The 11930-nt window shown below is 65.8% G+C and carries 10 protein-coding genes; 9 read left to right on the top strand and 1 reads right to left on the bottom strand.

Annotated features, from left to right (window positions below; translation table 11 throughout):
• Window positions 1-492: a cyclic pyranopterin monophosphate synthase MoaC gene (moaC, locus tag ACVIJ6_RS28350; protein WP_456775406.1), complete on the top strand. Its 492-nt coding sequence runs from the start codon at window positions 1-3 to the stop codon at window positions 490-492.
• A gap of 149 nt (window positions 493-641) precedes the next feature.
• Window positions 642-3365, top strand: coding sequence for a bifunctional diguanylate cyclase/phosphodiesterase (locus ACVIJ6_RS28345; protein ID WP_456775405.1), 2724 nt, complete (start codon window positions 642-644; stop codon window positions 3363-3365).
• 268 nt (window positions 3366-3633) lie between these two features.
• Here ACVIJ6_RS28345 and ACVIJ6_RS28340 read toward each other — a convergent pair whose 3' ends face one another.
• On the bottom strand, window positions 3634-4968 hold the full coding sequence (locus ACVIJ6_RS28340) for a S41 family peptidase (RefSeq protein WP_012044518.1): 1335 nt from the start codon (window positions 4966-4968) through the stop codon (window positions 3634-3636).
• A gap of 426 nt (window positions 4969-5394) precedes the next feature.
• Here ACVIJ6_RS28340 and ACVIJ6_RS28335 point away from each other — a divergent pair, with 426 nt between their 5' ends.
• The 7 genes from ACVIJ6_RS28335 (at window position 5395) to lexA (ending at window position 11628) form a co-directional block, all read left to right on the top strand.
• Window positions 5395-6531 carry an alpha-hydroxy acid oxidase gene (locus tag ACVIJ6_RS28335; protein ID WP_456775404.1) on the top strand — a complete coding sequence of 379 codons (1137 nt, stop codon included), beginning with the start codon at window positions 5395-5397 and terminating at the stop codon, window positions 6529-6531.
• 46 nt (window positions 6532-6577) lie between these two features.
• Window positions 6578-7207 (top strand): HAD family hydrolase, encoded by a 630-nt coding sequence (locus ACVIJ6_RS28330; protein ID WP_456777098.1) that lies wholly within the window; start codon window positions 6578-6580, stop codon window positions 7205-7207.
• A gap of 194 nt (window positions 7208-7401) precedes the next feature.
• Window positions 7402-8151, top strand: a complete 750-nt coding sequence (locus ACVIJ6_RS28325) for a hypothetical protein (RefSeq protein WP_456775403.1) — start codon at window positions 7402-7404, stop codon at window positions 8149-8151.
• Between the two features lie 45 nt (window positions 8152-8196).
• Window positions 8197-8577, top strand: a complete 381-nt coding sequence (locus tag ACVIJ6_RS28320; RefSeq protein WP_456775402.1) for a TfoX/Sxy family protein — start codon at window positions 8197-8199, stop codon at window positions 8575-8577.
• On the top strand, window positions 8574-9386 hold the full coding sequence (locus ACVIJ6_RS28315) for an alpha/beta fold hydrolase (protein ID WP_456775401.1): 813 nt from the start codon (window positions 8574-8576) through the stop codon (window positions 9384-9386). The genes ACVIJ6_RS28320 and ACVIJ6_RS28315 overlap by 4 nt, the downstream gene beginning before the upstream one ends.
• A 133-nt stretch (window positions 9387-9519) precedes the next feature.
• The gene (locus ACVIJ6_RS28310; protein ID WP_456775400.1) at window positions 9520-10728 is read left to right on the top strand and encodes a molybdopterin molybdotransferase MoeA; all 1209 of its coding nucleotides are present in this window, start codon (window positions 9520-9522) and stop codon (window positions 10726-10728) included.
• A gap of 201 nt (window positions 10729-10929) precedes the next feature.
• On the top strand, window positions 10930-11628 hold the full coding sequence (gene lexA / locus ACVIJ6_RS28305) for a transcriptional repressor LexA (RefSeq protein ID WP_012044524.1): 699 nt from the start codon (window positions 10930-10932) through the stop codon (window positions 11626-11628).
• Window positions 11629-11930 lie beyond the last annotated feature (302 nt).

The raw sequence follows: 11930 nt of genomic DNA, 5'->3' as shown, positions 1-11930 counted from the left end.
ATGGCCGATATGCCGGACAAGCCGTCCCTCACCCATATCGATGCCCGCGGCGAAGCCCGCATGGTCGACGTCTCGGACAAGCCCGCGACGGAGCGGACCGCGACCGCCGAGGGCCGCGTTGTCATGAGCGCGGCGACGCTGGAACTGATCATGTCCGGCAACGCCAAGAAGGGCGACGTGCTCGGCACGGCCCGGATCGCCGGCATCATGGCCGCGAAGCGGACCTCGGAGCTCATTCCGCTGTGCCACCCGCTGGCCCTCTCGAAGGTCACGGTCGACATCACCCCTGATGCCGCCCTGCCCGGCTGCCTGGTGAGCGCGACCGTAAAGGTCACCGGACCCACTGGCGTCGAGATGGAGGCGCTGACCGCCGTGTCCGTCGCCTGCCTCACCATCTATGATATGATCAAGGCTGCCGAGCGCGGCGTCCGCATCGAAGGCATTCGCTTGACCGAGAAACTCGGCGGCAAGTCCGGGCACTATCGCGCCTGACGGCACCTGGGTGCCGAATACAGCCGCAAATTAACCCCTCGCTAACTCAACTTCCTAACCTGACCTGCACGGCGGTCCCTGTAGCCATGGTGGTGGGAGGGATACATTGCACGTCCGTCCCTCACGCCCTTCGCAGCGTAACGGGACCGATGACGACAAACGCCAGTCCGGGGAGTTCCATCAGAGCCACGGCCGATCACGGGGGGCCGATCCGCTGGCTCATCGGTGGTGGTCTGACACTGATCGCAGCCATTGCGATCGGCGCCACCATCATGGCCGACAGCTTTCGGGAACGTGCGCTGACCAGCGCAACGCGCGAATTGGAGAACACCGTCCTGCTGCTGGCGCGCCATTTCGACCAGCAGATGGAAGATCTCGGCGCGATTCAGCGCGACCTCGCCGATTACGTTCGGCAGAGGCACATCGACACCGCCGCCCGCTTCAGGGAGCAGATGGGGAGCGCGCCCGTCAACGCCATGCTGCAAAGCAAGCTGAGCGCGGTGTCCTATGTCGGCGGCGTCAGCATCTTCGATTCCGAAGGCAACCTGATCAATTCCGCAACGTCATGGCCAGTGCCGGCGATCAATGTCGCCGATCGCGGTTATTTCCAACGGCTGAAGTTCGATCCCGCATCGCCGCAACTGCTGATCGAACCGGTCGTGAGCCGGGTCACCGGCACGCATGTCGCCGTCATCGCGCTGAAGCTGACCGCGCCCAACGGCGAGTTCCTCGGCGTCATCGCCCGCAGTCTCGAGCCCGTCAATGTCGAGCGCTTCTTCGCGTCCGTCGCCCTCGGGCCTGAAGCCGCGATCTCGATGATGCATCGCGATGGGACATTGCTGGCGCGGCACCCACGCCACGAGGGGATGCTGAACCAGAACTACAAGGATGCGCCGATCTTCCGGCAGATCCTGGCCGGCGACGGCAATACGACCGGTATCTTCAGCAGCCCCGTCGACCGCGAACACAGGATCGGCGCATCGCATCGCCTGACGAGCTATCCGCTGATCGTGACCGCGACGACGACGGTCTCGGCGGCGCTCTCCGATTGGCGCGAGCAGATGCGTTTCCTGATCGGCGTGGGCGTCACGTCGGTGCTGCTGATCGCCGGGATGCTCTACGTGGTGGTGCGGCGGCTGATCAGCGACCACGAAGCATCGAACCAGCGGTTGACGCTGGAGAAGGAACGGCTCGACAAAGCGGTCAACAACATGACCCAGGGTCTTCTGATGTTCGACGCATCGGAGCGCCTCGTCATCAGCAATCAGCGCTACATCGAGATGTACGGCCTCTCCGCCGACGTCGTGAAGCCCGGCTGCACGTTCCGCGAGCTGATCGCGCACCGCAAGGCCACCGGCTCCTTCATCGGCGACGAGGCCGAATATGTCGCAACTATTCTGCGCGACATCGGGCGCAAGAAGTCCCATTTGATCGAGACGCCGGATGGCCGCTCCATCGAGATCGTCAACGAGCCGCTCGCCGACGGCGGCTGGCTCGCCACCCATGAGGACATCACCGAGCGTCGCAAGGCCGAGCAGCGGATCACCCATCTCGCGCATTATGATGCGCTGACGGAGTTGCCGAACCGGACCCTGTTCCACGAGAGGCTGAAGCAGGAGCTGATCCGCGTCTCCGCGGGACAGCGGCTCGCGCTGCATTACATCGACATCGACGAGTTCAAGGGCGTCAACGATTCACTCGGCCACCTGATCGGCGACGAGCTCCTGAAGTCGGTCGCCGCCAGCCTGAGCACCTGCGTCGGCGTGGCCGGATTCGTCGCCCGGCTCGGCGGCGACGAATTCGCGGTCGTCCAGACGGGGATCCGCAACCGCGGTGATGTCGAGCAACTGATCGAGGACATTCTCGCTGCGATCCGCGCGCCGCGCGATTGTCTCGGCCATCAACTCACGGCCGACGCCTCGATCGGCGTCGCGCTGATCCCGGAACACGGCACCGAGCTCGACCAGATCATGAAGAACGCCGATCTGGCGATGTACGCCGCCAAGGGCGCGGGCCGCCGCACCTGGCGCTTCTTCGAGCCGGAGATGGATGCGCAGGTCAAGGCCCGCCATCAGCTCGAGGTCGACCTGCGCCAGGCGATGGCCGACGATCAGCTCGAAGTCTACTATCAGCCCTGCGTGAGCCTGCAGGATGACCGTATCGTCGGCTGCGAGGCGCTGGTGCGCTGGAAACATCCGGTGCGCGGCAACGTCTCGCCCGCCGAGTTCATTCCGATTGCCGAGGACACCGGACTCATCAACCAGCTCGGCGAACGCGTTCTCCACCTCGCCTGCGCCGAGGCCGCGACCTGGCCGGACGACATCCGGCTCGCCGTCAACGTTTCGCCGGTGCAGTTCAAGAGCGGAACCCTGGCGCTCAAGGTCGCCAATGTACTGGCAACGTCGGGCCTGTCGCCGCACCGGCTGGAGCTCGAAATCACCGAAGCCGTGCTGATCCGCGACGATGATGCGCTCGACACCCTGCACCAGCTGCGCGCGCTCGGCGTGCGCATAGCGCTCGACGATTTCGGCACCGGCTATTCCAGCCTGAGCTATCTGCAGCGGATCCCGTTCGACAAGATCAAGATCGACCGCTGCTTCGTCAAGGATATCACCGAGTCGGAAGGCTCGGCGAGCATCGTCCAGGCCGTGGTCAACATCGCCGCGATCCGCAAGATGGCGACAACAGCGGAAGGCGTCGAGACCGAGGCGCAGCGCCAGGTGCTGAAGCGGCTCGGCTGCTCGGAGATGCAGGGCTATCTGTTCAGCCCGCCGAAGCCCGCGGCCGAGGTACGGGGCCTATTCAAGGCGCAGTGTGCCCCGAGCCGCGCCGATAGCACCAAGCGCCAGCGGCCGCGCTCCGATGCCGCGTGACCGCGGCCGGTTCCGGACCGATAAATACCGCTGCAATTTGAGCGTTTTCCGCAAGCCAAATTCAAACCCTGTCGACCGATCGAAACGCCGGCCGCTTGCGATCCCGCACGGTGCCATGATCTATCTGAAACAGACGGACATACTCCGTGTCCGCCTGTACACGCTGGTCGAAAACCACGGCGGGACGGCTTCATAGCCGCCCCGTCGGGTGTGTGAGCATCCGGCCGCCAATGGGACCGGTGCGCAGCCCTCCGAAACACCGGTCAGATCAATTCGGCACCGCCGCCTTGGCGCGAACATCGGCATTCACGGTGACGCCGCGCAGCACGTTGAAAGCCGCGTGCAGCGCCTTGTCGTCCTTCTCATCCGGCGGAACGTAGGATTGCGAACCTGTCTGCTCGGTGCCATCGGCCGCCGAGAGATGCCCGCGCATCGACGCTTCGCCCTTGATGTCGGTGCGATCCTTCAGATCATCCGGCACGTCCTGCTTGACCTCGATGTCGGGGGCGATGCCCTGCGCCTGGATCGAGCGGCCCGACGGCGTGTAGTAGCGCGCGGTGGTCAGGGCGAGCGCACCATTGCCGGCCCCGAGCGGAATGATCGTCTGCACCGAGCCCTTGCCGAATGACCGCGTGCCGACCAGCGTCGCGCGCTTGTGATCATGCAGCGCGCCCGCAACGATCTCCGAGGCCGAGGCCGATCCGCCGTTGATCAGAACCACCAGCGGTTTGCCCTTGGTGAGATCGCCGCCACGCGCCGTGAAGCGCTGCGTCTCTTCCGGATTGCGCCCGCGCGTCGACACCACTTCGCCACGCGGCAGGAACGTGCTGGACACCGACACCGCCTGGTCGAGCAGGCCGCCCGGATTGTTGCGCAGGTCGACGACATAGCCGGCGAGCTTGTCCTGCGGAATGTCCTTCGAGATGCTGGTGATCGCCTTGCGCAAGCTCTCGGTGGTCTGCTCGTTGAACGAGGTGATGCGGATATAGCCGATATCGCCGCCCTCAGTGTGATAGCGCACCGGGCGGACACGGATGATCTCCCGCGTCAGCGTCACGTCGAGCGGCGCGTCCTTGCCCTTGCGCATGATGGTGAGCTTGGTCTTGGTGTTGACGCCGCCCTTCATCTTGGCAACGGCCTGTTCGAGCGTCAGCCCCTGGACCGCTTCGCCATCGATCTTGGCAATCAGGTCACCCGAGAGAATGCCGGCCTTCGAGGCCGGCGTATCGTCGATCGGAGCGACCACCTTGACGAGCCCGTCCTCCATCGTGACCTCGATACCGAGGCCGCCGAACTCGCCGGATGTCGTCTCCTGCATGTCGCGCCAGGACTTGTCGTTCATGTAGCGCGAATGCGGATCGAGCGATGACACCATGCCATTGATCGCACCCTCGATGAGAGCGGGATCATCGGGCTTTTCGACGTAGTCGGCACGAACGCGCTCGAACACCGCGCCGAACAGGTTGAGCTGCGAATAGGTGTCGGCCATGCCGGCCGCGGCCTTGGCCCGTGCGATCAGTTGCGCGCCGTCGGGTCCGCTGACCAGCAAGGTCAGTCCGACACCGGTCAGCGTGCCCGCCAGGAACAGCCAGTTCTTCCGCATTGTCTTTGCTTCCCGCGCTCGTTTGTCGGCCGACCAAATCACATAGGTTACAAACGACCGGCCGGGGTGATCAGACCACGAACTCACACCACATTTCCGGTTTCTTCAAGGCCGATATTGCAGCGCCATGTCGAGATTCCGGATCCACCGGACGCAGCACTGCGCCTGCCGCCCAGATGGACTTTCACCGGGAAATGTTCAACCCTCGCGCCTGCTTGGAGGTCGGGCCGCCGCCCACCCCGGCCTTTTACGGTCACCGCGCGATCACAACTTGCGGAGCCGAAGCCTCGCCGCGAATCACGCCGGGGGCGCGCGCCACCAGGCTCCGCCCAGTGCCCCCGCCGCCAGTTCGGAATGGCTTGCGCATCGCCGGTCCAATCGGCGATGCTTGCCGGCAAATCAGAACAGGGGCCGGGAGGCTGGGGCATGAATCAACAAACTCCGATCGAGGCGGCGTGGCGGAATGTCGAGCTCGGCGCCAGCGACGAAAAGTTCCAGAACCTGCACGAGTTCATCACGAAGGCGCGGATTCGACTCAACCAGAACGCCTGGGACTACATCATCGGGGGTGCGGAGACCGAAACCACGCTGCGCCGAAACCGAATGGCGCTCGACGAGATCGCGTTTCGTCCGCGTGTGCTGCGCGACGTGTCCAAGGTCGACGCCTCGGTCGAGAGATTCGGGCGCAGGATGCGCCTGCCGCTGGTGATGGCCCCTGTCGGCGCGCTGGAGATCTTCGATCCCGCCGGTGCGGCCGCGGTTGCCTGCGGCGCGGGACGGTTCGGGGCGGCGCACATGCTGAGCTCGGTCTCCGAGCCTGGGCTGGAGCGGACCGCGGAGGCTGCGCCGGACGCGCTGCGCATCTTCCAGCTCTATGTGCGCGGCGATGACGCCTTCGTCGAGGATTATGTCAGCCGTGCCGTCGCCAACAGCTACACGGCGTTCTGCCTGACCGTCGACACCGCCCATTACAGCCGGCGCGAGCGCGACATCGCCAAGCGCTATGTGCGCGAGAGCCGGCTGCGCGCCACGGGCGGCGACCACCAGAAGGCGCTGAGCTGGCACACCGTCAAGCTGATCAAGGACAAGTTCAAGCTGCCGCTGATCATCAAGGGCATCGCGACCGCGGAAGACGCCCATATCGCGGTCGATCACGGCGTCGACTGGATCTACGTGTCCAACCATGGCGGCCGTCAGCTCGATCATGGTCGCGGCGCCATGCATGTACTGCCTGAGATCGTCGCTGCCGTAAACGGCCGCGCCAAGATCATGGTCGATGGCGGCTTCTGCCGCGGCACCGACATCGTCAAGGCGATCGCCTGCGGCGCTGACCTGGTCGGGGTCGGGCGGCTGCAATGCTGGGCTCTGGCCGCCGCCGGCGAGGACGGCATCGTGCGCATGCTGGAGCTCCTGGAGGATGAGGTGATCCGCACGCTCGGCCTGCTGGGCCTCGCCTCCTTCGCGGAGCTCAACGCCTCCTACCTTCATCCGGCAACCGCCACCAATCCGCCGAGCGTGTTCAGCGCGTTTCCTCTGGCCGATGTCGCGCCATACCGCTATTGAGACGCTGTCGCTCGCGGTCACCGGCCAGGGAACGCCATCTCGCCCCATGCTCTCCTCCGATCTTCGCCCCGGCGCGGTCGACGCGCTGCTGTTCGATCTCGGCCGAGTCGTGATCGATATCGATTTCGTCCAGGTCGTTTCGCGCTGGGCCAGTCATGCCGGCCGCGCGCCGGAGGATATTGCCGCGCGCTTTGTGCGCGACGAGATTTATCACGGGCATGAGCGCGGCACCGTGTCCGATGCCGCCTTCTTCGCCAATCTGCGCCAGCAACTCGGCATCGACATCACCGACGATCAATTTCTCGAGGGCTGGAACGCGATCTTTGTCGGCCCGATGCCTGGCATCGGCCCCCTGCTCGCCCGCGCGGCGGACAGACTGCCGCTCTACGCGCTCTCCAATACCAACCAGCCGCATATCGAGCACTTCTCGTCGCGCTACGCCGATCTGCTCGGTCACTTCCGGAAGATTTTTCTGTCGTCGTCGATCGGCCTGCGCAAGCCCGACGCCGAGGCCTATCAGCACGTGGTGCAGGCGATTGGTATCCGGGCCGAGCGCATCCTGTTCTTCGACGATCTCACGGAGAACATCGAGGGGGCCCGTGACAGCGGGCTGCAGGCGGTGCTGGTGCGCTCGACGGAGGATATCGCCGCGGCCCTTCAGGCGTTGGGGATCTGATCGCGTTCGCCACGGCACCTCTTGGCTGACCAAGTGCCCTCGTGCCGATCAGCCCGCAGCCGCAGCGCCTGCAAAGAGGAAAGCAGGCGGCAGTCACCACAGGGTCCAGCCGACATCCGCGCGATCGCTGGCCACCCAAGCCCGAACCGCCTAAGCTCGCGACAGCCTCCCCAACGCGGCCTCCTGGAGCGCGAATGAATCTCGAGATCATCTCCCTCGGCGATCGGCCCGATCTGATTCCCCGCGTGTTCTCGCCCGAGCTCGACGGCGTCTGGCCCGACTTCATGCGGCAGGATCGGACAGCGATGCTGTACTACAGCGAGGCCGCGTTTGCGCATTATACCGACTGCGCCTTTGCCGCGCTTGCTGGCGGCGAGGTGGTCGGGCGCGCCTTCGCCGTTCCCTTCGCGTTCGGCGCTGAGGGCCGCAGCGAGCTCCCCGAAGCGGGCTGGGACGAGGTGATCCACTGGGGTCACGAGGACCGCATGCTGGAGCGGCGGCCGACAACGATGAGCGCGCTGGAGATCGCGCTGCTGCCAAAGGCACGCGGACCCGGCAGCTCGCGCGCAATGCTCGCAGCGCTCAAGGACTGCGCACGCGCGAAAGGCTTCGCCGAATTATACGCGCCGGTGCGGCCGAACCAGAAACATCAGCTGCCGCGGATGTCGATGCAGGACTATCTCCAACAGCGTCGTACCGATGGTCTGCTCGCGGACTCCTGGCTGCGCACCCATGTCGACATCGGCGGCGAGATCATCAAGATCGCGCCGTGCTCGATGACCATCGTCGGCACGCTCGCGGAGTGGTCACAATGGACCGGCGTGCCGTTCGACCGCTCCGGGGAGATTGAGATACCGGGCGCCCTGGTGCCGGTCATTGCGTCAGTCGCGTATGATTATGCTGTCTATGTCGAACCGAATGTCTGGATGCGGCATCCGGTGTGATGGCGAGCGCACAAGCATCCCGCCGATCAGGGCAGAGGCTCCCGCATGGTTGCGACGTCGGACTATGTCGAATTCCTGCGCGAGCAATTCGCGCCGCTCGGCTCCATCACAATCAGGCGCATGTTCGGCAAGACGGGAGTCTTTCATGACGGCGCGATGCTCGGCATGGTCGCTGACAACACGCTTTATCTGCGGGTCGACGACGACAATCGTGCCATGTTTGCGGAAGCGCAATCGCATCCGCCGTTGAGCTATCGTAAGAACGGCGTCGCGATCGACCTCGCCTTCTGGCGCATTCCCGACCGGCTTTTCGATGAGCCCGACGAATTCATCGACTGGAGCCGTGCGGCATTGGCGGCGGCGCGTCGAGCCGCGGCGAAGCGGAAAAAATCTCCACGAACGGTTCTGCAGGAGAAACACGCATGACGTCGAGCTCCAGCTGGATCCATTCAGGCCGCGCGCGGCTTGCCGCCGAAATCGCGGGTTGCGGCGACCCCGTGGTGTTCCTGCATGCCGCCGTGTTCGACCGCACGATGTGGCGGGCGCAGATCGCTGGTGTCGCGCCGACGCATCTGGCGATTGCCTATGACCGGCGCGGCTTCGGCGAGACGCGGACGGAGACGGAAGATCATTCGCCGGTCGCCGATCTGCTTGCCGTGCTCGATGCGCTGGCGCCGGGCCGGCCGGCGACGCTGGTCGCGTGCTCGCAAGGCGGCCGCATCGCGCTCGATTTCGCGCTTCTGCATCCGTCGCGCCTCCGCGCGCTGGTGCTGATCGCGCCGTCGGTCAGCGGAGCACCAGAACCGGTCTATCCACCGCCGATCGAACCGCTGCTCACCCGGCTTGCCGCGGCCGAGGCTGCGCGCGATTGGGACCGGGTCAGCGCGATCAAGGTGCATCTCTGGCTCGATGGACCGCTGCAGCTGGAGGGCCGCATCACCGGCGAGCTGCGCGCGAGCTTTCTGCAGAAGAACGTGGCGGCGCTGCGCGCGCCGCCGGTCGGCGCCAACCTCGACACGGCGCCCGCCTTCCCGCGCCTCGCCGAGATCACCGCGCCGTCACGCATCATCTGGGGCGAGTTCGACTTTCCTCATATCCGGGAGCGAAGCCGCCTGATCGCGGCGACATTGCCGAACGGCTCGGGCTGCGCGATCGCCGAAGCGGCGCATCTGCCGAGCCTGGAGCGGCCGCAAGAGATCACCCGCCTGATCGCGGGCTTTCTCGCGGGGCTCTGAGATCGCTGCCGAGGCGGGCCCCGCGGACTGATGCGAACGTGGCGCGCGGCTTAGACCCTTGGCCGGGCCGTGTGCGTTCGGTTAGAAGGCGACACTTTCGAGTCGTCCCCCGTCTCCGTCCGAAGGAAGTTCCATGGCCCTGATGCCGGTGTCCGATGCGTTGTCTGCGGTGCTCGCCGGCGCCGAGCCCCTGGCCGAGGAGATGGTGGGGCTGGACGCCGCGTTTCACCGAGTGCTCGCCCGCGACCTCGCGGCGCTGCGGACCCAGCCGCCTGAGGCGATGTCGGCGATGGACGGCTATGCCCTGCGCGCGGCCGACGCCGACAAGCCCAAGGTGCGATTGAAAGTCATCGGCGAGGTCGCGGCGGGACGGCCGTTCGACCGCGTCGTGGGGCCCGGCGAAACCGCCCGCATCTTCACCGGCGGCGTGGTGCCGGAGGGGGCCGATGCAGTCGTGATCCAGGAGGACACGATCGCCGAGGATGGCCACGTCGTGATCACGGAGCCGGCGATCAAGGGCCGGCACATCCGACCCGCCGGCGTGGACTTCCACCAGGGCATGGTGCTGCTGCAGGCCGGGCGCTGTCTCAGCGACCGCGATCTGTCGCTCGCCGCCAGCATGAACCATCCGATGCTGCCGGTGCGGCGGCGGCCGAAGGTGGCGCTGCTCGCGACCGGCGACGAACTGGTGATGCCCGGATCCTCGCCCGGGCCCGGCCAGATCGTCTATTCCAACGGCTACGCGCTGCGCGCGCTGGTACGCAGTGAAGGCGCCGAAGCCATCGATCTCGGCATTGCCGCCGATACGCTCGAAGCGACCGTCGCCGGCATTCGCCGCGCGCGCGAGGCCGCGGCCGACATTCTCGTCACGACCGGCGGCGCATCGGTCGGCGATCATGACCTGGTCAAGCAGGCGCTCGAGGCCGAGGGTGTCGAGATGGCGTTCTGGAAGATCGCGATGCGCCCGGGCAAGCCGATGATGCACGGCCGCCTCGCCGGCATGCGCGTCATTGGTCTGCCGGGCAATCCGGTGTCGTCCTATGTCTGCGCGATCCTGTTTCTGGTGCCGCTGATTCGCAGCCTGATCGGCCGGGAGGCGCAGCTGCCGCGCGAGACCGCCCTGCTCGGCCGCGACCTCGGCGCCAACGATTCGCGTGAGGACTATCTGCGGGCACAGCTCGACAAGCGCGCCGACGGCATGCTGATCGCAACCCCCGTGACGCAGCAGGATTCCTCGCTGCTCGGGAATCTCGCGCTGTCGCAGGCGCTGGTGATCCGCCCGGCGTTCGCGCCGAGGGCACCGGCCGGAAGCCCATGCGAGATCCTGCGCCTGCCGCTCTGAGCCGATTTCCCCGGCAAATCCCGGTCCGTTCACCATATTTTTGGGATTGCGGAACACACATCGAACATATAGTGTCCGTTCATGATTTGTTTTTAGTATGTTGCGGGCGAACGCGATCGTCCGATTCCCCTTCGCTCTCGAACGCTGGTCGTCGGAGCACGGCACGGGACTCGGACGACACCAACTGGGGACCAGGTCGAGATGCTGACGCGCAAACAGTACGAACTTCTGCGGTTCATCAATGAACGGCTCAAAGAAGCCGGAGTGCCGCCGTCCTTCGACGAGATGAAAGATGCGCTCGACCTGCGCTCGAAGTCCGGTATCCATCGCTTGATCACGGCGCTGGAGGAGCGCGGCTTCATCCGTCGGTTGCCCAATCGCGCCCGCGCGATCGAGGTGATCAAGCTTCCGGAGCTGTCGCAGGCGGCCAGCAACCGCCGCGGTTTCACGCCGTCGGTCATCGAGGGGAATCTCGGCAAGGTGAGAACCTCCACGCCCGCGCTCGACGACGGCGAGCGGCCCGTCGCGGTGCCGGTCATGGGCCGGATTGCCGCCGGTACCCCGATCGAGGCGCTGCAGACCCGCAGCCATACGATCAGCGTTCCCGCCGACATGCTCGGCAATGGCGATCATTACGCCCTCGAAGTGCGCGGCGATTCGATGGTCGATGCCGGTATCCTCGACGGCGACATGGCGCTGATCCAGCGCAACGAGACCGCCGACACCGGCGACATCGTGGTGGCGCTGATCGACGACGAGGAAGCGACGCTGAAGCGCTTCCGGCGCCGCGGCGCCTCGATCGCGCTGGAGCCCGCCAACACCGCTTACGAGGTGCGCATCCTGCCGCCCAACCGGGTGAAGATCCAGGGCAAGCTGGTTGGCCTCTATCGCAAATACTGATCGCGGAGACGCTGCGCGGATACGGACGCCGACAAGCTCAGCGGTCATCACCATCAGCGAACCTCAGCACTGACCGGTGGCGTGAGTGAGCTCCGCCATCGGGACGATGCGGCGGCCGCCTCTTGAAGCGGTGCGTCGCGCGACAGCGGCCGCTGGCGGCAAGCAATCACGCCCTCTGCCAATGCACCTCATGATGTGCAACGCGGTAGACTCGAACGCGTGCTCAAACGCTTGTGATCGCGCGCAGGCAGAGGCCGTGCAGATCAGCGCAGAAATGCCGCGAAGCGCGCGCTAACATCCTC

The organism is Bradyrhizobium sp. USDA 4369, assembly GCF_054056435.1.
The sequence above is the reverse complement of the archived record's forward strand: the minus strand, read 5'-3'. Positions and strand labels throughout refer to the sequence as shown.

Bases quoted from the DNA above. Each gene is read 5' to 3' on its own strand.
- ACVIJ6_RS28340 (WP_012044518.1), bottom strand. From the start codon at position 4,968: ATGCGGAAGAACTGGCTGTTCCTGGCGGGCACGCTGACCGGTGTCGGA.
- moaC (WP_456775406.1), top strand. From the start codon at position 1: ATGGCCGATATGCCGGACAAGCCGTCCCTCACCCATATCGATGCCCGC.
- ACVIJ6_RS28320 (WP_456775402.1), top strand. From the start codon at position 8,197: ATGGTTGCGACGTCGGACTATGTCGAATTCCTGCGCGAGCAATTCGCG.
- ACVIJ6_RS28325 (WP_456775403.1), top strand. From the start codon at position 7,402: ATGAATCTCGAGATCATCTCCCTCGGCGATCGGCCCGATCTGATTCCC.
- lexA (WP_012044524.1), top strand. From the start codon at position 10,930: ATGCTGACGCGCAAACAGTACGAACTTCTGCGGTTCATCAATGAACGG.
- ACVIJ6_RS28330 (WP_456777098.1), top strand. From the start codon at position 6,578: ATGCTCTCCTCCGATCTTCGCCCCGGCGCGGTCGACGCGCTGCTGTTC.
- ACVIJ6_RS28345 (WP_456775405.1), top strand. From the start codon at position 642: ATGACGACAAACGCCAGTCCGGGGAGTTCCATCAGAGCCACGGCCGAT.
- ACVIJ6_RS28315 (WP_456775401.1), top strand. From the start codon at position 8,574: ATGACGTCGAGCTCCAGCTGGATCCATTCAGGCCGCGCGCGGCTTGCC.
- ACVIJ6_RS28335 (WP_456775404.1), top strand. From the start codon at position 5,395: ATGAATCAACAAACTCCGATCGAGGCGGCGTGGCGGAATGTCGAGCTC.
- ACVIJ6_RS28310 (WP_456775400.1), top strand. From the start codon at position 9,520: ATGGCCCTGATGCCGGTGTCCGATGCGTTGTCTGCGGTGCTCGCCGGC.